Source organism: Corynebacterium otitidis ATCC 51513, from assembly GCF_000296405.1.
Taxonomy (GTDB): domain Bacteria; phylum Actinomycetota; class Actinomycetes; order Mycobacteriales; family Mycobacteriaceae; genus Corynebacterium; species Corynebacterium otitidis.
Genome location: NZ_JH815192.1, coordinates 1 through 21,109, shown reverse-complemented (window position 1 = coordinate 21,109; position 21,109 = coordinate 1). Strand labels below are relative to the sequence as shown.

Annotated in this window: 19 protein-coding genes; 18 read left to right on the top strand and 1 reads right to left on the bottom strand. The window is 71.4% G+C overall.

The window, feature by feature from the left end; all coding sequences use genetic code 11:
- The 17 genes from HMPREF9719_RS00095 to HMPREF9719_RS00015 all read left to right on the top strand — a co-directional run.
- Positions 1 to 1,118, top strand: a 1,118-nt coding sequence (locus HMPREF9719_RS00095) for a Dyp-type peroxidase (protein WP_004599909.1), incomplete at its 5' end; no start/stop codon positions are given.
- A 204-nt stretch (positions 1,119 to 1,322) separates the two neighbouring features.
- Complete coding sequence (gene thrS, locus HMPREF9719_RS00090) at positions 1,323 to 3,392, top strand: threonine--tRNA ligase (protein WP_004599908.1); 2,070 nt, start codon at positions 1,323 to 1,325, stop codon at positions 3,390 to 3,392.
- A gap of 61 nt (positions 3,393 to 3,453) precedes the next feature.
- Entirely contained in the window at positions 3,454 to 4,089 is a 636-nt protein-coding gene (locus HMPREF9719_RS00085; RefSeq protein WP_004599907.1) for an HIT family protein, read from the top strand.
- Positions 4,082 to 4,729, top strand: coding sequence for a phosphatidylinositol phosphate synthase (gene pgsA / locus HMPREF9719_RS00080; RefSeq protein WP_004599906.1), 648 nt, complete (start codon positions 4,082 to 4,084; stop codon positions 4,727 to 4,729). Before HMPREF9719_RS00085 ends, pgsA begins: the two co-directional genes overlap by 8 nt.
- Positions 4,730 to 4,772: 43 nt before the next feature.
- Positions 4,773 to 5,708: a phosphatidylinositol mannoside acyltransferase gene (locus HMPREF9719_RS00075; protein ID WP_004599905.1), complete on the top strand. Its 936-nt coding sequence runs from the start codon at positions 4,773 to 4,775 to the stop codon at positions 5,706 to 5,708.
- 7 nt (positions 5,709 to 5,715) lie between these two features.
- Positions 5,716 to 6,840 carry a glycosyltransferase family 4 protein gene (locus HMPREF9719_RS00070; RefSeq protein WP_004599904.1) on the top strand — a complete coding sequence of 375 codons (1,125 nt, stop codon included), beginning with the start codon at positions 5,716 to 5,718 and terminating at the stop codon, positions 6,838 to 6,840.
- 12 nt (positions 6,841 to 6,852) lie between these two features.
- Positions 6,853 to 7,320, top strand: coding sequence for a hypothetical protein (locus HMPREF9719_RS00065; RefSeq protein WP_004599903.1), 468 nt, complete (start codon positions 6,853 to 6,855; stop codon positions 7,318 to 7,320).
- A 119-nt stretch (positions 7,321 to 7,439) separates the two neighbouring features.
- Positions 7,440 to 8,225, top strand: coding sequence for an acyl-CoA thioesterase (locus HMPREF9719_RS00060; RefSeq protein WP_004599902.1), 786 nt, complete (start codon positions 7,440 to 7,442; stop codon positions 8,223 to 8,225).
- A 96-nt stretch (positions 8,226 to 8,321) separates the two neighbouring features.
- Positions 8,322 to 9,074 (top strand): YebC/PmpR family DNA-binding transcriptional regulator, encoded by a 753-nt coding sequence (locus tag HMPREF9719_RS00055; protein ID WP_004599901.1) that lies wholly within the window; start codon positions 8,322 to 8,324, stop codon positions 9,072 to 9,074.
- Between the two features lie 28 nt (positions 9,075 to 9,102).
- Positions 9,103 to 9,714, top strand: a complete 612-nt coding sequence (ruvC, locus tag HMPREF9719_RS00050; protein WP_004599900.1) for a crossover junction endodeoxyribonuclease RuvC — start codon at positions 9,103 to 9,105, stop codon at positions 9,712 to 9,714.
- 49 nt (positions 9,715 to 9,763) lie between these two features.
- Positions 9,764 to 10,375, top strand: coding sequence for a Holliday junction branch migration protein RuvA (gene ruvA / locus HMPREF9719_RS00045; RefSeq protein ID WP_004599899.1), 612 nt, complete (start codon positions 9,764 to 9,766; stop codon positions 10,373 to 10,375).
- Between the two features lie 150 nt (positions 10,376 to 10,525).
- Complete coding sequence (gene ruvB / locus HMPREF9719_RS00040; protein WP_004599898.1) at positions 10,526 to 11,590, top strand: Holliday junction branch migration DNA helicase RuvB; 1,065 nt, start codon at positions 10,526 to 10,528, stop codon at positions 11,588 to 11,590.
- A gap of 94 nt (positions 11,591 to 11,684) precedes the next feature.
- Positions 11,685 to 12,056: a preprotein translocase subunit YajC gene (yajC, locus tag HMPREF9719_RS00035; protein ID WP_237737868.1), complete on the top strand. Its 372-nt coding sequence runs from the start codon at positions 11,685 to 11,687 to the stop codon at positions 12,054 to 12,056.
- A gap of 279 nt (positions 12,057 to 12,335) precedes the next feature.
- Positions 12,336 to 14,255 (top strand): protein translocase subunit SecD, encoded by a 1,920-nt coding sequence (gene secD, locus HMPREF9719_RS00030; protein WP_004599896.1) that lies wholly within the window; start codon positions 12,336 to 12,338, stop codon positions 14,253 to 14,255.
- Position 14,256: 1 nt separating this feature from the next.
- Positions 14,257 to 15,435, top strand: coding sequence for a protein translocase subunit SecF (secF, locus tag HMPREF9719_RS00025; protein WP_004599895.1), 1,179 nt, complete (start codon positions 14,257 to 14,259; stop codon positions 15,433 to 15,435).
- A gap of 70 nt (positions 15,436 to 15,505) precedes the next feature.
- Positions 15,506 to 16,069: an adenine phosphoribosyltransferase gene (locus tag HMPREF9719_RS00020; protein ID WP_004599894.1), complete on the top strand. Its 564-nt coding sequence runs from the start codon at positions 15,506 to 15,508 to the stop codon at positions 16,067 to 16,069.
- Between the two features lie 48 nt (positions 16,070 to 16,117).
- Complete coding sequence (locus HMPREF9719_RS00015) at positions 16,118 to 18,394, top strand: RelA/SpoT family protein (protein WP_004601835.1); 2,277 nt, start codon at positions 16,118 to 16,120, stop codon at positions 18,392 to 18,394.
- Positions 18,395 to 18,497: 103 nt separating this feature from the next.
- Here HMPREF9719_RS00015 and HMPREF9719_RS00010 read toward each other — a convergent pair whose 3' ends face one another.
- Entirely contained in the window at positions 18,498 to 19,388 is an 891-nt protein-coding gene (locus HMPREF9719_RS00010) for a peptidylprolyl isomerase (RefSeq protein ID WP_004599892.1), read from the bottom strand.
- A 146-nt stretch (positions 19,389 to 19,534) separates the two neighbouring features.
- Here HMPREF9719_RS00010 and hisS point away from each other — a divergent pair, with 146 nt between their 5' ends.
- Entirely contained in the window at positions 19,535 to 20,857 is a 1,323-nt protein-coding gene (hisS, locus tag HMPREF9719_RS00005; protein ID WP_004599891.1) for a histidine--tRNA ligase, read from the top strand.
- Positions 20,858 to 21,109 lie beyond the last annotated feature (252 nt).

Sequence of the window (21,109 nt, the reverse complement as noted above, 5' to 3'; positions counted from 1 at the left end):
CCCGGCCCGCGGCCGCGGCAGAGCCGAGCGGCGAGCCCGGCGAGCCCGCCGACACGGTCGACTTCGACGGCGCGCACCAGGCGGGGATCGCCACCCCGCCCCAGGACCACGCCCGCCTCGTCGGGCTCGACCTCGCCGAGGGCGCGACGCGCGAGCGCGTCCGCAACCTCATGCGGGTGTGGACCGACGACGCGCGCCGGCTGTGCGCCGGCTCCGCGCCGCTGGGCAGCCTCGAGCCGGAGATCGCCGCCTCGCCGGGCGCGCTCACCGTCACCGTCGGCCTCGGGCCGGGCTTCTTCGAGCGGCTCGGCCTCCAGGCCGAGCGGCCTGCCTGGCTCGGCGAGCTGGAGCACTTCGCCGGCGACGAGCTCGAGGATCGCTGGGGCCAGACCGACCTCGTGCTGCAGCTCTGCGGCAACGACCGGTTGGCCCTGAGCTACGCCTCCCGGCACCTGCTGCGCGCCGCGGCGGCGGTCGCCACGACCGCGTGGGTCCAGGAGGGCTTCCTGCCGAGGGGCGGGCACGGCCGCGGCACGCCGCGCAACCTCTTCGGCCAGAAAGACGGCACCGTCAACCCCCGCGGCGACCACGAGCTCGCCGAGCAGGTGTGGATCGACTCCGGGCCGAACTGGCTGATGGGCGGCACCGCGATGGTGGTGCGGCGCATCTCCATGGACCTCGACGGCTGGCAGGCCCTCGACCGCGCCTCCAGGGAGCGGGCCCTGGGCCGCGACTTGAAGGACGGCGCGCCGCTCTCGGGCGGCGGGGAGTTCAACGACATTGACACCGCGGTCCTCGACGAGCGGGGGCTGCCCAAGGTCGACAAGTTCTCGCACGCGGCGCGCGCCACGCCGCCGCGCGACAAGCCGGGGCAGCGGCTGCTGCGTCGCTCCTACTCCTATGCCGACGCCCCCGTCCCCGGCGAGTCCGGGCTCGTCTTCGTGTGCTTCCAGAAGGACCCGGGCGAGCAGTTCGTGCCGATCCAGCGCCGGCTCGCCGAGGCGGACCGGATGAGCGAGTGGTTCACCCACGTCGGCTCCGCGGTCTACGCGGTACCCCGCGGCGCGGAGAATCGCCCCGGCGGCTTCCTCGCCGCCGGGCTGCTTGGCGCGGGGTAGGGCGCCTGTAGGATATTTAATCGGCAGCGCCCGACCGGCTCCGACCTCCGGCCGCCCGCCGCCCCCGCCGCCGCGCGGGGCGGCGGTCCCGGCCCGAAGAGGCCGGGTCGCCGGCTTTTCGGGCGCGCGATCCAGTCGCCCGCGGCCGCGCCCCGGTATGGCGCCGCCGCCGAGAGCTCGAGTGAAGGAGCATCGATTTCCCCCATGGCCAACGCGCTCAACGTCGCCCCGGAAACCCCGCTCAAGCCCGTGACCGTGCCCGCCGGCACGCCGATCGGCCAGGTCGTCCGCGAGGCGGACCTGCCCACTAAGGGGCCGGGCGCGATCGTCGCGGCCCGGAACTCGGCCGGGGAGATCAAGGACCTCTCCCTGATCCCGGAGGCCGACGAGGCCTTCGAGCCGGTGCCCGCGGACTCCGAGGACGGCCGGGCGGTCATCCGCCACTCGTGCGCGCACGTCCTCGCCCAGGCGGTGCAGCGCGAGTTCCCCGGCACGAAGCTCGGCATCGGGCCGGCGATCGAGAACGGCTTCTACTACGACTTCGACGTCGCCGAGCCGTTCACCCCGGAGGACCTGCGCACGCTCGAGAAGCGGATGAAGAAGATCATCAAGCAGGGCCAGAAGTTCTCCCGCCGCGTGTGGGCGAGCAAGGAGGAGGCGCGCGAGGCGCTCGCCGACGAGCCCTACAAGCTCGAGCTCATCGACGACAAGGGCAACGTCGACCCCGACTCCGACGAGGCCACCGAGGTCGGCGAGGGCGAGCTGACGGCCTACGACAACATCAACCCGCGCACCAAGGACGTCGAGTGGTTCGACCTGTGCCGCGGGCCGCACGTGCCGACGACGAAGTACATCCCGGCGTTCAAGCTCACCCGCACCTCGGCCGCATACTGGCGCGGCGACCAGAACAACGCGGGCCTCCAGCGGGTCTACGGCACCGCCTGGGAGTCGAAGGAGGCACTCGACGACTACCTCACGATGATGGAGGAGGCCGAGCGCCGCGACCACCGCCGGCTCGGCCAGGAGCTCGACCTGTTCAGCTTCCCCGACGAGATCGGCTCGGGCCTGCCCGTCTTCCACCCGGACGGCGGGATTGTGCGCCAGGAGATGGAGCAGCGCTCCAGGGAGCGCCACATCGAGGCGGGCTACCAGTTCGTCAACACCCCGCACATCACCAAGGGCGACCTCTTCCAGAAGTCGGGGCACCTCGACTGGTACGCCGACGGGATGTTCCCGGCGATGCAGCTCGACGGGGAGACCGACGCCGAGGGCAACGTCACGAAGCCGGCGCAGGACTACTACGTCAAGCCGATGAACTGCCCGATGCACAACCTCATCTTCGCCTCGCGGGGCCGCTCCTACCGCGAGCTGCCGCTTCGGCTCTTCGAGTTCGGCACGGTGTACCGCTACGAGAAGTCCGGCGTCGTGCACGGGCTGACCCGCGCGCGCGGTTTCACGCAGGACGACGCGCACATCTACTGCACCGAGGACCAGCTCGAGGACGAGCTCACCACGGTGCTGGAGTTCATCATCTCGCTGCTCAAGGACTACGGGCTCGACGACTTCTACCTCGAGCTGTCCACCCGCGACCCGAACAAGTACGTTGGCAGCGACGAGGTGTGGCACCGCGCCACCGAGACGCTGCGCGAGGTCGCGACGCGCTCCGGGCTCGAGCTCGTGCCCGACCCGGAGGGCGCGGCGTTCTACGGCCCGAAGATCTCGGTCCAGGCGCGCGACGCGATCGGGCGCACCTGGCAGATGTCGACGGTGCAGCTCGACTTCAACCTCCCGGAGCGTTTCGGTCTCGAGTACACCGCCCCGGACGGGCAGAAGAAGCGCCCGGTGATGATCCACCGCGCGCTCTTCGGCTCGATCGAGCGGTTCTTCGGCGTGCTGCTCGAGCACTACGCCGGCGCGTTCCCGGCGTGGCTCGCGCCGCACCAGGTCGTCGGCATCCCCGTCGCCGACGAGTTCGCCAGCCACCTCGAGGAGGTCGCGGCCAGGCTGCGCTCCCGCGGGGTGCGCGCCGAGGTCGACGGCTCGGACGACCGGATGCAGAAGAAGATCCGCACCCACACCACCCGAAAAGTGCCGTTCATGCTCGTCGCGGGCGCCCGCGACGTCGAGGCCGGGGCGGTGAGCTTCCGGTTCCTTAACGGCTCCACGCTCAACGGCGTGCCCGTCGACGAGGCCGTCGAGCTCATCGCGGCGTGGGTCGCCTCCCGGCGCAACGAGCAGCCCGACGAGGCGCTGGTGAGCGCCGAGCGCGGCTAGCCCGCGGGGTCGGCGACAGCGCAATGCCAGGCGATCCGCGCGACGTGAGGAAGGTGCGACGATGAGCGACAGCGAGCAGCCCGGGCAACCCGGCCCCGCCGGGGGCTCGTGGGTGGACACAGGCTACGGCCGGCCCGACGGCATCGAGCGGCTGTGGGCGCCTTACCGCAAGGCCTATATCGCCGCCGCGCCCGAGGAGCGCGAGGGCGAGGAGGCCGACGGCGCCAAGGACTCCGGGGAGGAGTCATCGGGCGACCCGTTCCTCGACGCGCCGCGCCACGACGACGAGGACTCGCTCATCGTCGCGCGCGGGCGCACCGTCTACTGCCTGCTCAACCTCTATCCCTACAACGCGGGCCACGTCATGGTCATCCCGTACCGGCAGGTCACCGAGCTTGAGGAGCTCACCGCCGAGGAGCGCGTCGAGCTCATGGACTTCACCGTCACCGCGATCCGGGCGCTCAAGCTCATCGACGAGCCGGAGGGCTTCAACGTCGGCTTCAACCTGGGCTCCGGCTCGGGCGGCTCGGTGCGCAGCCACCTCCACCAGCACGTCGTGCCCCGCTGGTCGGGGGACGCGAACTTCATGACTGTGCTCGGCGGCACGAAGGTGCTGCCCGAGCTGCTCAAGGAGACCAGGCGGCGCCTTGCCTCGGCCTGGCGCGAGGTCGAGGCGGGGGAGCGGCGTCGTGCTTAGCGTGCGGGGCCGCCGGCCCACCGAGGTGCTCATCGAACCGATCGCCCGCGGGCTTCTCAAGGCACGCGTCTCCCCGAACGTCGTCACCGTCGTCGGCGCGGCCGGCGCCACGCTCGTGGCGGTGCTGCTCATCCCCGCGGGCTACCTCACCCTCGCGGCGATCCTGTCGGGCCTGTTCGCGGCGAGCGACCTCATCGACGGGGCGATGGCGAGGCTGCGCGACAGCGGCACGCGCTTCGGCGCGACGCTGGACGCGACGTGCGACCGCATCACCGACGGGGCGCTGTTCGCGGCGATCACCTATTGGCTCGTCGACTCCTACAACGCGCACGGCGCGCTCGTCGCGGCGTCGCTCACGGTGTTGGTGTGCTCGCAGGTGACCTCCTACGTCAAGGCCCGCGGGGAGGCCAACGGCTTCCGCATGGAGGGCGGCCTCGTCGAGCGCGCCGAGCGCCTCATCATCGGGCTCGTGGGCTTAGGCCTGCACGGCGTCGGGGTGCCGTACGCCATCGACGTGGCGCTGTGGCTGCTCGCTGTGGGCTCGGTGTTCACCGTCGTCCAGCGGCTGCGCATGGCAGCCAAGGATCCCGCGGCGGGCGAGCCGACCGCCCCGCCGGCCGGGGCGTCGGGCGCGCGCTAGCGGCCGCGACGACAGCGCAGGCAGGAGAGTAAAAGGGGAGAGCATGGTCGACTGGCAGGCGGCGGGCTACCTGGCGGGCTGGCGGCTCGTTCGGCTCGTGCCGGAGCCGGCGGTGCGCGCCGCGTGCCGGATCGCCGCGCGGGCGGTCTCCCGGGGCGGGCGGGGCATGCCGCAGCTGCGGCGCAACCTCTCCCGCGTCGTCGGGCCCGCGAACGTCACCCGCCGCCTGGTGACCGAGGCGGTCTACAGCTACGCGCGATACTGGGCAGAAGCCTTCCGGCTACCGGCGCTGGCGAGGCGCGAAGACTTCCAGGAGCGACTCGGCCGCATGGTGGTGGGGCGGGAGCGCTTCGAGGCCTCCCTAGGGGAGGGCAGGGGAGTCGTGCTCGTGCTGCCGCACACCGGCAACTGGGACATGGCCGGCGCGCTACTCGTCCACGACTACGAGAGCTTCACCACCGTCGCGGAGCGCCTCAAGCCCGAGAGCCTGTTTCAGGCGTTCGTCGACTACCGCGAGTCGCTGGGCTTCCGGGTGCTGCCGCTCACCGGCTCGGAGCCGCCGATGCCGCGCCTCGTCGAGACGCTCGAGGCCGGCGGGGTGGTGTGCCTGCTCGGGGAGCGCGACTTGAAGGCCCGCGGCGTGAAGGTGGAGTTCTTCGGCGAGGAGTGCACCATGCCCGTCGGCGCGGCGGAGCTCGCGCGCCGCACGGGCGCGGCGCTGCACGTCGTGCACTCCTGGTTCGAGGGCGACGACGCGTGGGGGATCTCCGTCTCGGAGCGGGTGTCCGCCCCGCGCGACGCGGACGTCGCCGCGATCCAGCAGCGGATCGCGGACCTCTTCGCGGCGAACATTTCCCGCCACCCGGCCGACTGGCATATGCTCCAACCCCTGTGGCCCGCGGACGTGCCCCTCAACCGTCAGGAGCGGCGCGACCGCGAGGCAGCGAAGAAGCGTCGCCGAGCCGAGGGAGAGGGGTAGGAAAGCCGTGCGGATTGGGCTGGTGTGCCCCTATTCCTTCGACGCGCCCGGCGGGGTGCAGGCCCACATCCTCGACCTCGCGGGCGTGCTGCGGCGTCGCGGCCACCACGTCGAGGTGCTCGGACCGGCGGGCAAGAACGCCGAGCTTCCCGACTTCGTCACCCGCGGCGGCGGGGCGGTGCCGATCGTCTACAACGGCTCGGTCGCGAGGCTCGCGATCGGCCCGCAGGTGCCCTGGCACGTGCGCCGCTTCATCAAGCGCGGCCGCTTCGACGTGCTCCACCTCCACGAGCCGAACTCGCCGAGCTTCTCCATGGCGGCGCTCGCGATGGCCAGCGGCCCGATCGTCGCGACCTACCACGCCTCGGCGAGCCGCTCGCGGGTGCTGCGCTTCTTCCTGCCGATCCTTCGGCCCTTCCTGGAGAAGATCCGCGCCGGCATCGCGGTCTCCGAGCTGGCGCGCCGCTGGCAGGTCGAGCAGCTCGGCGGCGACCCCGTCCTCATCCCCAACGGGGTGGAGACCGCCCGCTTCACCGCCGCCGACCGCCACGTCGACGACGACAACGACGACGAGCGGCCGCTCACCGTCGCGTTCCTCGGGCGGCTCGACGAGCCGCGCAAGGGCCTGGGCGTGCTCAGCGGCGCGCTCTCCCGGCTCTCCGAGGCGGACCGCTCGCGCTTGAGGCTCACCGTCATGGGCGGCGGGCGTAGCCGGCTGCGCTCCCACGGCGTGCCCGTGCGCGCGCTCGGCCGCGTGAGCGAGGAGGTCAAGGCCGCGGAGCTCGGCCGCGCCGATATCTACGTCGCGCCCAACACCGGCGGGGAGAGCTTCGGCATCGTGCTCGTCGAGGCGATGGCCGCCGGCTGCGCGGTCGTCGCCTCCGACCTCGAGGCCTTCGGCGCCGTGTGTGCCGCAGAGACCGAGTCTCCTGCGGGCCTGCTCTTCGACACCGGCAGCGCCGACGGGCTCGCCCGCGCGCTCGAGCGGCTCATCCACGAGCCCGCCGAGCGCCGCCGGCTCGCCGCCGCCGGGCGGGAGCGCGCCCGCGCCTTCGACTGGGAGCGCGTCGCCGACCAGATCCTCGCCGTCTACGAGACCGTCGCCGACGGCACGACCGTCGACGCCAGGTAGGAGGATAACGCCGTGTTCTGGGCCATCGCCGCCGCCGTTCTCGCCACCGCCGCGCTCGCGTGGGCCCTTTTTACCGCGCAGCGCCTCAACCGGCTCCACATCCGCACCGACTCCGCCAGGCTTAGGCTCCAGGCCGCGCTTGATCAGCGCTCCGCGCTCATCCGCGCGCTCGTGCCCGACCTCGCCGAGCAGGCCGAGGAGGCCGCCGCCATCGAGGTCGAGGGCCCGGGAATCAGGCGCCGCGCCGCCCTCGAGGCGAGGCTCAGCCGTAGGCTCGCCGCGCTCGGCCGGGAGCCCGAGGGCGAGCCGCCCGCCGCGATCGCCGAGGCGGGCGCCCGCGTCGAGCTCGCCTACCGCTTCTACAACGAGGCCGTCGCCGACACCCGCGCGCTGCGCACCCGACCCCTCATCCGGCTGCTGCGCCTCGGCGGGCGCGCGCCCCTGCCCGACTACTTCCACGCCCCCGAGGTCGGCGCCTAAATAGCCCCCGCCGCCCGAGCCCCGCGCCTAGAATCGAGCCCCACGCGCCGCCCCGACATCCGCGGCGGCGCCTATGCGACGACCACGCCAGCGAGGACGGGAAAGGGGGCGGGACTCCCGTGTCGGGACCCCAGAAAATACGCCTACGACAGGACGGCCCCGAGAGGCTCGTCGGGCCCGCGTTCCCCGAGGGACCCGAGCGCACCTTCGGCGGGGTGTTCATCGGCCAGGGGCTCGCCGCCGCCGAGGCCGAGCCCGGCGAACACGAGGCCCACGCGCTGCACGCGACGTTCCTGCGCCCCGGCGACGCCACCAAGGAGACCACCTGGACGGTCGAGACGCTGCGCGCCGGGCGCAGCTTCACCGTGCGCGTCGCCGACGCCTACCAGGACGACCGGCACGTCTTCCGCGCCACGGTGAGCCTCCAGCGCCCCGGCGACCCCGGGCCCGCCCACGAGGCGCCGATCCCTGAGGTCCCCGGCCCTAAGGAGCTCGCCGGGCAGGGCGCGGGCGCGGGCGACGTCGCCGACTGGGACCCCGACTGGGAGCGGCTCGACGCGCTCACGGACCGCCCGGACGAGCTCGCGTTCTGGTTCCGCTACCGCGGCGCCGAGGAGTTCGCCACGCCCGCCGAGGCGCGCGCCGGTCTGGCGTTCTTCTCCGACTACGGGCTGCTCGGCACGGCGCTCGGGCCGCACCCCGGCGCGCGGGTGCAGCAGGCCAGCCTCGACCACTCGCTGTGGCTGTTTTCGACCCCGCGGCTGGGTGATTGGCACCTCTATTCGTGCGTCTCGCCGCGCGCGGGGGACGGCCGGGCGCTGTGCCGGGGCCACATCCACGACGCCTCCGGCCGGCTCGTCGCCGCGGTCGCCCAGGAGGGCCTCACGCGCACGCTGCGGGACTAGGTGGAAAGGACAACCGGGCGGACCTTTCCGCCCCGGGCGGGCCCGCGCTAAGATGGCCGGGCAGAATTCTTCGCTTTCCCGAAGAGAAAGGACGCCATGTCAGGGCATTCCAAGTGGGCGACCACCAAGCACAAGAAGGCCGCCAACGACGCTAAGCGGGGCAAGGAGTTCGCCAAGCTCGTGAAGAACATCGAGGTCGCCGCGCGCACCGGCGGCGGCGATCCCGCGGCCAACCCCACCTTGGATGACATGATCAAGAAGGCCAAGAAGGCCTCCGTTCCCAACGACAACATCGAGCGGGCCCGCAAGCGCGGCTCGGGCGAGCTCTCCGGCGGCGCGGACTACCAGACCACGATGTACGAGGGCTACGGCCCGCAGGGCGTGGCGATGCTCATCGAGTGCCTCACCGACAACCGCAACCGCGCCGCGACCGAGGTGCGCACCGCGATGACGAAGAACGGCGGCAACATGGCCGACTCCGGCGCGGTGTCCTACATGTTCGACCGCAAGGGCGTCGTCCAGGTCAAGAAGGACGGCGTCACCGAGGACGACGTCATGCTCGCGGTGCTCGAGGCGGGCGCCGAGGAGGTCAACGAGCTCGACGAGACCTTCGAGATCGTCTCTACCCCCGGCGACACCGCGGCCGTGCGCGAGGCGCTCGCCGACGCCGGCATCGAGGTCGAGGACGCCGACCAGGACTTCCGCGCCTCCGTCGACGCGCCCGTCGACCTCGACGGCGCTAAGAAGATCGCGCGGCTCATCGACGCGCTCGAAGAGTCCGACGACGTGCAGAACGTCTACACCAACATGGAGGCCCCCGACGACGTCCTCGAGCAGCTCGACGCCTAGCGCGCGCCCCGCGGCGGGGCTCAACGTCATGGGCATCGACCCGGGGCTGACCCGCTGCGGGCTCTCCGTCGTGAAAACCGGCCGCGGCCGCTCGCTGAAACCCGTGGCCGTGGGCGTGGCGCGCACCCCGTCGGGCGCGCCGCTCACCGAGCGGCTGCTCACGCTCTCCGACGCGGTCGGGGAGTGGATGGACGACTACGAGCCCGACGTCGTGGCCATCGAGCGGGTCTTCGAGCGCGGCGAGGTCTCCACCGTCATGCACACCGCCCACGCGGTGGGCGTGTTAGTGCTCGCCGCGGCGCGCCGCGGCCTCGAGGTGCACATGTACACCCCGAGCGAGGTGAAGAAGGCCATCACCGGCAACGGGCGCGCCGACAAGGCGCAGATGACCTCGATGATCACCCGCATCCTCGGCCTCGGCGAGGCCCCGAAGCCCGCGGACGCGGCCGACGCGCTCGCGCTCGCGGTGTGCCACGCGTGGCGCGCGCCGTTCCTCGCGGCGACCGGCGGGCCCGATAACCCGGCGGCCACGCCCGCGCAGCGGCGCCTCGCCGAGGCGAGGCAGAAGGCCAAGCGCACGCCGAACGCGTGGAAGACTGCGCAGCGCACCATCCCCGCCCGCGGCGGCGGGCCACGCTAGCGCCCCGGCCCCGCCGGGCCGCCCGAAGAAGGGAAGCTGACACCCAGAGATGATCGCCTCGCTCAGCGGTACCGTCGTCGACCTCGGCATCAACGGGGCCGTCATCGAGTGCGCCGGCGTCGGCTACGCCGTCGCCGCGACGCCCGCCACGCTCGCGACGCTGCGCCGCGGGGAGTCCGCTCGGCTGCTCACCACGCTCGTTCTGCGCGAGAACTCCGTGACCCTCTACGGCTTCGCCGACCCCGAGTCCCGGGAGCTCTTCGACACCCTCCAGGGGGTCTCCGGGGTGGGGCCGAAGGTCGCGCTCGCCGTGGAGTCCGTCTTCAGCCCCGAGGAGCTCGCCGCCGCGATCGGCGCGGGCGACGCGAAGTCCATCCAGCGCGTCCCCGGGGTCGGTAAGCGCATGGCCGAGCGCATGATCGTCGAGCTCAAGGACAAGCTCCCCGCCCCGACCTTCGCGGAGCCCGACGGCGAAGCCCCCGCCCAGGCGGCAGGCGAGCCCGCCGGCGCCGCCGGCCCCGTCGCGGAGGCCCTCGAGGGGCTGGGCTTCACCTCCGCCGCCGCCGCGAAGGCGGCCCGCGCCGCCGCCGAAGCGAACCCCGACGCCGACGTGCCCGCCGTGCTGCGCGCCGCACTGCGCAGCCTCGGCCCCGGCGCCTAGCCGGAGGCGCCAAGCCCCCCGGCCCGCGCGGGGAACCGATCGCCCCGCCGCCGGGGTCGCATCTATCGTTAAGCCCAACATGACCACGAAAACCCCCGCCCGGCGGCGGCCGGGCGGGGGAGTAGAGCACACGGACTTGAGGAGGCCGCGGTGTCGAGCATTGAGCGAACCGAGTTCCAGGGCCCCGGCAACGACGCCGTGGACCCCGCGGCCCAGCCCGGGGAGCGCGACAGCGAGAAGAACTTAAGGCCCAAAAGCCTCGACTCGTTCATCGGGCAGGAGAAGGTCCGCGAGCAGCTCGGCCTCGTCATCAGCGGCGCCCGCTCCCGCGGGGTGACCCCTGATCACGTTTTGCTCTCCGGGCCGCCGGGTCTCGGCAAGACGACCATGGCGATGATCGTCGCCCAGGAGCTCGGCGCGAGCCTGCGGATGACCTCCGGCCCCGCGCTTGAGCGCGCCGGCGACCTCGCGGCGATGCTCTCCAACCTCATGGAGGGCGACGTGCTCTTCATCGACGAGATCCACCGCATCGCCCGCCCCGCCGAGGAAATGCTCTACATGGCGATGGAGGACTTCCGCATCGACGTCATCGTCGGCAAGGGCCCGGGCGCGACGTCCATCCCGCTCGACCTGCCGCCCTTCACGCTCGTCGGCGCGACGACCCGCTCCGGGATGCTCACCGGCCCGCTGCGCGACCGCTTCGGCTTCACCGCCCAGATGGAGTTTTACTCCCCGGAGGAGCTCACCGAGGTCGTGCGCCGCACCGCCGACATCCTCGACGTCGACGTCGCCGACGACGCCGCCGTAGAGATCGCCTCCCGCTCCCGCGGCACCCCGAGGATCGCCAACCGGCTGCTGCGCCGGGTGCGCGACTACGCCGACGTGCGCGCCGGCGGCGCCATCGACCTTGACGCCGCACGCGGGGCGCTGGCGATCTTCGACGTCGACGAGCTCGGCCTCGACGCCCTCGACCGCTCCGTTCTCCACGCGCTCGTCGTCGGCCACGGCGGCGGGCCCGTCGGGCTCAACACGCTCGCCATCGCCGTCGGCGAAGAGCCCAGCACCGTTGAGGACGTCTGCGAGCCCTACCTCGTGCGCGCCGGCCTGGTCTCGCGCACCTCCCGCGGGCGGGTGGCCACCGCGCTCGCCTGGCGCCACCTCGGCCTCGAGCCGCCCGAGGGCCTCGTCGAGGTCCGCGACCCGGCCGAGGAATAGGGCGGCCCACCCCCGGGCTGGGGTGGCGCGGGACCGTTCCTGGGACTTGGCCGCCCCGGGGGCGTCTGGCACCATATGAGGCATGGAAATTATCGTGCCTCTTCTCTTCCTGGTTCTCATCGGCGTGATGATCTGGACGACCGTGAAGCAGAACCGGGCCCGCAAGACGGTCAACGAGTACCAGAACTCGCTTACCCCCGGCCAGCGGGTCACCACCGGCTCGGGCATGCACGGCGTCATCCGCCGCGTCGACGAGCGCACCGTCGACCTCGAGATCGCGCCCGAGGTGATCACCACCTTCGAGCGCCGCGGCATCGTCCCCCTCCCGGAGCAGCTCCAGGCGATGAGCAAGAACAAGGCCCGCCCCGCGCAGCAGAACGCGGAGGCTAGCTCCGCCGAGGCCGACGCCCCCGAGGAGCCCCACCGCGAGGAGCTCGGCGCCGAGGACGACAACAAGAACTCCTAAGGCTGCCCTCCTTTTAGGGGCGGTCCCCGGGCGGCGACGCCCGCCGGGGGCCGCCCCTTTTTGCCGTATTATCCGGCCCGCTGACCCGGCCGGGCGCCGCGATCCCGGGCTTGAGGGCGGCGCGCCGGCCGGGCCCGAGGGGTGTCGGCGGGCGAGTGGCGCGTTATAGTTCAGCCTGTCCCACCGCGGCCCGCGGGGGCGACGCCTGCGTGCCCGCCTGCCGGCGTCCCCGTTTGCAACCACCGGATCGCGGGAAGTCGATAAGGAGATCCGCTAGAAGTGTCCCAACGCAAACCTCGCCGCGCAGGCGGCCAGAAGAGGAGCGCCGCGGCGCGGGCGTGGCAGCTCATCGGGCTTTTCCTCGCCCTCGTCGTCGCCGTGTACGTGCTCGTCGGCACGACGGGGGACAAGAGCTTCACCCCGAAGCTCGGCATCGACCTGCAGGGCGGCACCCGGGTGACGCTCGTGCCGCAGGGCGAGGACCCCACGCAGGAGCAGCTCAACCAGGCGCGCACCATCCTCGAGAACCGTGTCAACGGCATGGGCGTCTCGGGCGCGGAGGTCATCACCGACGGCGACACGCTCGTCATCACCGTGCCCGGCGAGGACTCGGGCGAGGCGCGCGCCGTCGGCCAGACCTCCCAGTTGCTCTTCCGGCCCGTCGACCAGGCGCCCCAGCCCGACTTCGGGCAGTACACCGAGCGGCTCGGCGACATGGCGAACCGCTGGGTGAAGTACGGCGTCATCACCAAGGAGGAGGCCGAGGAGCGCATCGACTCGACCCTCAATGTGCTCAACGGCCAGCTCGACAAGGTGCGCGAGACCGGCCAGCTGCCCGAGGGCGCGGGCGAGATCGAGGCCCCGGAGATCACCGCGGAGCCGCTCGACGAGCCGGCGAACTCCCTGGAGGCGCAGGACCGCCGCCAGGAGGTCACCGAGGTGCTGCTCAAGGACCGCCAGTCGGAGGACCCGACGGACCAGTCGGCCGCGATGACGCTCATCGACTGCACCGCGGAGACCGACCCGCTCGCCGGCACCGACGACCCGGCGAAGCCGCTGGTCGCCTGCCACGCAGACGACGAGCAGACCGTGCCGCTGCTGCTCAAGCCCGCCCCCGTCCTCGAGGGCGAGGAGGACGCGGACGACCCGGAGCGGCTCACCGGCAACGCGATCGATACCGACCAGCCCATTCAGGGCGGCTACGATCCGCAGACCGGCGAGATGCAGGTATCGTTCAGCTTCGCGCACGGCGGCGGCGCCGAGACGTGGGCGAAGCTCACCCAGGAGTACCTCCAGCGGCAGATCGCCATCACCCTCGACTCGCAGATTCTCTCCGCGCCGGTCATCCAGTCGGCGACGCCGGTGGGCTCCGCGACGAGGATCACGGGCGACTTCAGTCAGGAGGAGGCCCAGGGTCTCGCGAACAACCTGCGCTACGGCGCGCTGCCGCTGTCGTTCGCGGGCGAGGACGGCGAGCCGGGCGGCACGGAGGAGTCGATCCCCGCGTCGCTGGGGCAGAGCTCCCTGCAGGCCGGCCTCATCGCCGGCGCCGTGGGCCTGCTGCTCATCGCGATTTTCGTGTTCGCCTACTACCGGCTCTACGGCGTGATCTCGATCGTCACGCTCGCCGCGGCGGCCGCGCTTGTCTACGGCACGCTCATCGTGCTCGGCCGGCTCATCGGCTACTCGCTCGACCTGTCCGGCATCGCGGGCCTCATCATCGGCCTGGGTGCTACGGCCGACTCGTTCGTCGTCATCTACGAGCGCATCAAGGATGAGGTGCGCGAGGGCCACTCGTTCCGCTCGGCGACCGGGCGCGGCTGGAAGCGCGCGAAGCGCACCATCGTCACGGGCAACATCGTCACCCTCATCGGCTCGGTGGTCATCTACTTCCTCGCCGTCGGCCAGGTCAAGGGCTTCGCCTTCACCCTCGGGATGACGACGCTGTTCGACCTGCTCGTCACCTACACCATCACCGCCCCGCTCATGATTCTCGCGGCGCAGCGGCCCTTCTGGGCGCGGCCCTCGGTCAACGGCATGGGCAAGGTCTTTAAGATCGCCGAGCGCAACCGGCGCCGGCGCGCGGACCAGTCCTCGTCGGAGGCCGCCGCCGGCCCGATCGCCGTGGGCGCCGGTGGGCAGACCCCGCCCGGGGCTTCGGAGAGCGGCGCGCCCGCGCCGGAAAGCGAGGAGCGTTAACATGACCAACCCCACCACCACCGACGCGCCTCGCGAGGGCGCCGACGAGAAGGACTCGCTGCTCGACCGGATCACCACCGGCGAGGGCGGCATCGACTTCATCGGCCGCACGAAGCTCTGGTACGGCATCACCGCGGCGCTTTTGCTCATCAGCGTCGTCGCGGTGCTCGTGCGCGGCTTCGACTTAAACATCGACTTCGAGGGCGGCACGAAGCTCTCGATGCCGGACGACGACTACGTCGTCGAGGAGGTCTCCGAGGAGTTCGAGCAGGCCACCGGCGAGGAGCCCGAGCTGGTGCAGGTCGTCGGCTCCGGGGACTCCGCCACCGTGGAGATCCACTCCGAGCGGCTTACCGAGGAGCAGGCCAACGACGCCCGCGAGGCGCTCTACGAGCGCTTCCAGCCGACCGGCCCGAACGGGGAGCCCACCCCTGACGCGATCGGCGTCTCGGCGGTCTCGGAGTCCTGGGGCTCGACGATCACGACCCGGATGCTCATCTCCATGGTCGTGTTCCTCGGCCTGGCGTTCCTCTACATCGCGCTGCGGCTGCGCCGCGAGATGGCTATCGCCGCGATGGCGGCGCTGCTCGTCGACGCGGTCGTCATCGCCGGGCTCTACGCGCTCTTCGGCTTCCAGGTCTCGCCGGCGGCGGTCATTGGCTTCCTCACCGTGCTGTCGTTCTCGATCTACGACACCGTCATCGTCTTCGACAAGGTCAGGGAGAACACCGACGGGCTGTTCTCCTCGCGGCGCCAGACCTACGCCGAGGCCGCGAACGCCGCGGTGAACCAGACTTTCATGCGCTCGATCTCGACGTCGGTGATCTCGGCGCTGCCGATCATCGCGCTGCTGGTCGTGGCCGTGTGGCTGCTCGGCGTCGGCGACCTGAAGGACCTGGCTCTCATCCAGTTCATCGGCGTCATCGAGGGCGTGATGTCCTCGATCTTCCTCGCGACGCCTATCCTCGTGTCGGTCGCGTCGCGCTCGAAGCGCGTGCGCGAGCACAACGAGGAGGTGCGCCGCTTCCGCGCCGGCGAGGTGCCCGACGCCCCGGAGGACCGCGAGGTCACCCCGGAGGAGGGCGCCGAGGCCGTGCCGCAGGGCTCCCGCCGGGTGAGCACCCCGGGCCGGCCTGCCGACGAGGCGGGGGAGCGCGGCAGCACCACGTGGCGGCCCTAGCGCCTTAAGCTGCCGCCGCGCCCGATCGAGGCCCGCCCGTCGTAGGCGGGCGGCAGGAGAACCGAGCATCGTGAACGACGAGGACACCACCGTGACCGACACCTACCCCTCAGCGAAGGCCGCGCTCGACGCGAAGCTGCGGCTCGTGCCCGACTTCCCCGAGAAGGGCGTCGTCTTCCAGGACCTCACCCCGGTGCTCGCGGACCCGGCGGCGTTCCGCGCCGTCATCGACGGGCTCGTCGACGCCGCGCGCCGCCTCGGCGCCGACCTCATCGGCGGGCTCGACGCGCGCGGCTTTTTGCTCGGCTCCGCGGTCGCCTACGAGCTGGGCATCGGGGTGCTCGCGATCCGCAAGGCAGGGAAGCTCCCCCCGCCGGTCATCCGCGAGGACTACGAGCTCGAGTACGGCACCGCGAGCCTCGAGGTGCTCGCCGAGGGGCTCGATCTCGAGGGCCGACGCGTCGTGCTCATCGACGACGTGCTCGCCACCGGCGGGACGCTCGCGGCCGCGAGCCGGCTCGTGGAGAAGACCGGCGCGATCAACGCCGGCAAGATCGTCGTCCTCGAGGTCGACGGGCTCGGCGGGCGCGACGCCGTCGGCTCGGAGAACCTCGTCGTGCTCGGCAACGGCTAGGGCGACTGGATAGCCGGACTAGGAAAGCCGCCGCGCTAGACTCGTAGCATGAGTGAGGATCGGACACGGCAGCGCGGAGTGAGCGTCCGCGGGATCCCCGCCCGCCTGGCCCGGAGCCTCGCGGGGTCGAAGCACCGGGAAAACCCGGTGCTCTCCCCGCTTCTGGCGATCCACCGCCAATACCACCCCAAGGCCGACGCGCAGCTCATCGACCGCGCGTACACCAGGGCCTACAAGCTCCACGACGGGGTCTACCGCAAGTCCGGCGACCCGTACATCACCCACCCGCTCGCCGTGGCGACGATCGCCGCGGAGATCGGCATGGACACCACGACGATCGTCGCGGCGCTTTTGCACGACACCGTCGAGGACACCGACTACACGCTCAAGCAGCTCACCGACGAGTTCGGGCAGGAGACCGCCCGCCTCGTCGACGGCGTCACCAAGCTCGACAAGGTCGCGCTCGGCGCGGCCGCCGAGGCGGAGACCGTGCGCAAGATGGTCGTCGCCATGGCGCAGGACCCCCGGGTGCTCGTCATCAAGGTCGCCGACCGGCTCCACAACATGCGCACGATGCGCTTCCTGCCGCCCGAGAAGCAGGAGAAGAAGGCCCGCCAGACCCTCGAGGTCATCGCGCCGCTCGCGCACCGGCTGGGCATGGCGAGCATCAAGTGGGAGCTCGAGGACCTCTCGTTCGCGATCCTCTACCCGAAGAAGTACGACGAGATCGTCCGCCTCGTCGCCGACCGCGCCCCGCAGCGCGACAAGATGATCAAGGAGATCAGCTCCCAGCTCGAGGCGTCGCTCAAGGACAACAACATCTCCGCGGAGGTGCAGGGCCGCCCGAAGCACTACTGGTCGATCTACCAGAAGATGAAGGTGCGCGGCCACGAGTTCGACGAGATCTTCGACCTCATCGGCATCCGCGTGCTCGTCGACACCGTCGCCGACTGCTACGCCGTCATTGGGGTGGTGCACCTGCTCTACAACCCCATGCCCGGCAGGTTCAAGGACTACATCTCCGCGCCGCGCTTCGGGGTCTACCAGTCGCTGCACACCACGGTAATGACCGAGTCCGGCCGCCCCCTCGAGGTGCAGGTCCGCACCCACGAGATGCACTTCAACGCCGAGTTCGGCATCGCCGCGCACTGGCGCTACAAGGAGACCAAGGGCACCCACAAGGGCGACCAGGCCGAGGTCGACCAGATGGCGTGGATGCGCCAGCTGCTCGACTGGCAGAAGGAGGCCGCCGACCCCAACGAGTTCTTAGACTCGCTGCGCTTCGACCTCTCGGCGAAGCAGATCTTCGTCTTCACGCCCCGCGGGGAGGTCATCAACCTGCCGGTCGGCTCCACCCCGGTGGACTTCGCCTACGCCGTGCACACCGAGGTCGGCCACTCGTGCATCGGCGCGAAGGTTAACGGCAAGCTCGTCGCCTTGGAGACGAAGCTCAACTCGGGCGACCGCGTGGAGATCTTCACCTCCAAGGACGAGAACGCCGGGCCCTCGCGCGACTGGCAGGACTTCGTCGTCTCCCCGCGGGCGAAGACGAAGATCCGGCAGTGGTTCAGCAAGGAGCTGCGCGAGGAGCACCTCGAGGCGGGCCGCGACGCACTCGCCGCGGAGGTGCAGCGCGGCGGCCTGCCGCTGCACCGGCTGTTCACCGCCGAGTCGATGAAGGCGGTGGCCACCGAGCTGCACTACCGGGACGTCAACGCGCTCTACACCGCGATCGGCTCGGGCGCGGTCTCCGCGCAGCACGTCGCGCAGCGGCTGCTCGCGATCGTCGGCGACGAGGACGCCGCCGAGGAGGAGCTCGTCAGCCGCACGCCCTTTACCCACCTCATCGAGGAGCGGCCCGACTCGACGAAGGGCACCGCCGGAATCCTCGTCGAGAACAGCCCCGGCGTCATGGCGAAGCTCGCGCGCTGCTGCCAGCCCGTGCCCGGCGACGAGATCTTCGGCTTCGTCACCCGCGGCAGCGGCGTCTCCGTGCACCGGACCGACTGCACGAACGCGCCGCAGCTGAAGAAGGAGCCCTCAAGGCTCGTCGACGTCGCCTGGGCCAACGAGCGGGGCGGCTCGGTGTTCACCGCCGCCCTCCAGGTCGAGGCGCTCGACCGCGACGGCCTCCTCGTGGAGATCACCAAGACCCTCAGCGACCAGCGAGTCAAGGTTCAATCCTTGAAGTCCTCGGTGTCGGACGAGCACATCGCGACGATCCAGATCTCGTTTACCGTCTCCGATACGAAGCAGCTCGGCTCGCTCATCGCCAGGCTGCGCAACGCCGAGGGCGTCTTCGACGTCTACCGCATCATGGGCTAGCACGTAGCCGCCGCGACCGCGGAGACGGGAAAGGCCCCGCCGGGCCGGGGAGGGAAACCTCCCGGGCGGCGGGGCCTTAGTGCGTGCCTCGGGCGTCGCTTTTTTAGGCGACGGTCGCGGACTCGATGCGCACCTCCTCGGCGGGCTCGCCGTCGCTGGTGTCGCCGCTGATGCCGAGATCGGAGATCTTCTCGAGGGTCTTGAGGCCCTCGTCGTTAATCGTGCCGAGCACCGTGTACATCGGCGGGAGCTGCGAGTCCTCGTAGTTGAGGAAGAACTGGCTGCCGTTGTTCGTCGGGCCCGAGTTGGCCATCGCGATCGTGCCCTTCGGGTAGACGACCGGGCTGTTGGCCTTGCGCTGCGCCTCGGGGTTCGCGCCCTGCGGGTTGGCGATCTCCTCGTCGGAGAGGATCTCGTCGGTCGGGTACTCGTTGGCGAACTTAAAGCCAGGCCCGCCGGTGCCCGCGCCGTTGGGGTCGCCGCACTGCAGGACGTTGAGCGTGCCCTCGGTCATGCGGTGGCACACGGTGTCGTCGTAGAAGCCCTCCTTGGCGAGGTGCTCGATGGCGTTCGTCGCGCACGGCGCGAGCTGCCGGTCGAGGCTCAGCCCGATGTCGCCGTGGTTGGTCGCCAGCGTGACGGTCACCTTACCGTCGGTGCTGACGTCCTCGCCGTTGGGCGCCTCGACGTCACGGGCCGGCTCCTGGCCGTCGTCCTCGTACTCGCAGGTGACCGTCTCGGGGAGCTCCTCGTCGCGCTCGAGGGCGAGCGGCTCGACCTCGCTGGTATCCGGCTCGTCGGAGTCCGCGTCGTCGGCGACGTCGTCGCTGGAGTCCCGGGTCGCGAAGAAGAGGATCGCGCCCACGACGATGATGAGCGTGGCGGCCGCCGCCACGGCGATGAGCACCGGCCGGGAGCGCTCCGAGCGCTCCCGACCCTTGAGCGCCTTACGCAGGTCGTCAAGCGCCTCGCGCCCGCGTTCTTCGTTGTTCACCGTGTCCCTTTCCACATATCGCTGCCGAGCCCCGGCCGTACCGCGGCGGGGCTTTCGGGCTGGATGGCCTTCGATGAGAGTCTAACGGCACCCGCCGGCGGCGACCTCCCGCGGGCGCACCCGCACGGGGCCCGGGCTCCCGGCGGATGGCGGCGTCTCGGGGCTCGCTAGACTCGTACGTCGTGAGCGAGAAGAAGTTTCAGGCGTTGTCCGCCCCCAAGGGCGTGCCCGACTACGTGCCGCCCCGGTCCGCCGAGTTCGCCTACGTGCGCGACCGGTTCGTCGGCGAGGCCGCTCGGTCGGGCTTCCAGCACGTCGAGCTTCCCGTCTTCGAGGACACCCAGCTCTTCGCCCGCGGCGTGGGGGAGTCCACCGACGTGGTCACCAAGGAGATGTACACCTTCGAGGACCGCGGCGGGCGCTCGCTGACGCTGCGCCCCGAGGGCACGGCCGGCGTCATGCGCTCGGTGATCGCCAACCACCTCGACCGCGGGCAGCTTCCCGTGACGCTGTGCTACTCGGGGCCGTTCTTCCGCTACGAACGCCCCCAGGCGGGGCGCTACCGCCAGCTGCAGCAGGTCGGCGTCGAGGCCATCGGCATTGACGACCCGATCCTCGACGCCCAGGTCATCGCGCTGGCGGACCGCTGCTACCGCTCGGTGGGACTGAACGGCTTCCGCCTCGAGCTCACGAGCCTGGGCTGCTCGGAGTGTCGCGGCCCCTACCGCGAGAAGCTCCAGGCGTTCCTTTTCGAGCTCGATCTCGACGAGGAGACCCGCCGCCGAGCGGAGCTCAACCCGCTGCGCGTCCTCGACGACAAGCGCCCCGAGGTCCAGGAGCAGCTCGTCGACGCGCCGCTCATGCCCGACAACCTCTGCCCGGAGTGTCAGGCCCACTTCGAGACGGTCACCGGGCTGCTCGACGACATGGGCGTCGAGTACACCCTCAACAAGCGGCTCGTCCGCGGTCTCGACTACTACACGCGCACCACGTTCGAGTTCGTTCACGACGGCCTCGGCGCCCAGTCGGGCATCGGTGGCGGCGGCCGCTATGACGGCCTCATGAAGGAGCTCGGCGGACAGGACCTCTCGGGCATCGGCTTCGGGCTCGGCGTCGACCGCGTCCTCCTCGCCCTCGAGGCTGAGGAGATCGACCTCGATGCAGACAACGTTCACCGCCGCGTCGCGGTCTTCGGCGTCCCGCTCGGGGACGAGGAGCGCCGGTCGATGGCCCTCATCGTCGACGAGTTGCGGCGAGCGGGCATCTCCGCCGACATGGCCTACGGGGGCAAGGGCCTCAAGGGCGCGATGAAGGCCGCGGACCGGGCCCGGGCCGCCTACGCGCTCGTGCTGGGCTCGGACGAGCTCGAGTCGGGCACTGTCACGGTTCGCGACCTCTCCTCCCGGGAGCAGCGGTCCGTCCCGCGTGGCGAGCTGGTCGCCCGCCTGAGCGAGCTGCTCGACAGATAGACGACGGCGCGAGCTCCAGTAAGGCACTGGGATGGGACGACGGCACACTGACAGCCGACAAGCCCCTTTTACCCGCAGCAAGACGTCGACAGCCCCACGCCCCAGACCTGAAACCCCGCGCTGACCAGCAGTGTTGCTGACTGGTGTGGGGGTTCGTATAGTTATGCCCCGTCGCCGAGCAGGCCGGATGCACTCCGGCCGGCAGCACCCAGAAGGAAGCACCGCTTCCAGACAGGGTTGCGGATTTCGCAG

What these genes read in the sequence shown, in the direction of transcription:
- thrS (WP_004599908.1), top strand. Translation starts at nt 1,323, where the DNA reads ATGGCCAACGCGCTCAACGTCGCCCCGGAAACCCCGCTCAAGCCCGTG.
- HMPREF9719_RS00085 (WP_004599907.1), top strand. Translation starts at nt 3,454, where the DNA reads ATGAGCGACAGCGAGCAGCCCGGGCAACCCGGCCCCGCCGGGGGCTCG.
- HMPREF9719_RS00075 (WP_004599905.1), top strand. Translation starts at nt 4,773, where the DNA reads ATGGTCGACTGGCAGGCGGCGGGCTACCTGGCGGGCTGGCGGCTCGTT.
- HMPREF9719_RS00055 (WP_004599901.1), top strand. Translation starts at nt 8,322, where the DNA reads ATGTCAGGGCATTCCAAGTGGGCGACCACCAAGCACAAGAAGGCCGCC.
- ruvC (WP_004599900.1), top strand. Translation starts at nt 9,103, where the DNA reads ATGGGCATCGACCCGGGGCTGACCCGCTGCGGGCTCTCCGTCGTGAAA.
- ruvA (WP_004599899.1), top strand. Translation starts at nt 9,764, where the DNA reads ATGATCGCCTCGCTCAGCGGTACCGTCGTCGACCTCGGCATCAACGGG.
- secF (WP_004599895.1), top strand. Translation starts at nt 14,257, where the DNA reads ATGACCAACCCCACCACCACCGACGCGCCTCGCGAGGGCGCCGACGAG.
- HMPREF9719_RS00015 (WP_004601835.1), top strand. Translation starts at nt 16,118, where the DNA reads ATGAGTGAGGATCGGACACGGCAGCGCGGAGTGAGCGTCCGCGGGATC.
- hisS (WP_004599891.1), top strand. Translation starts at nt 19,535, where the DNA reads ATGGCGGCGTCTCGGGGCTCGCTAGACTCGTACGTCGTGAGCGAGAAG.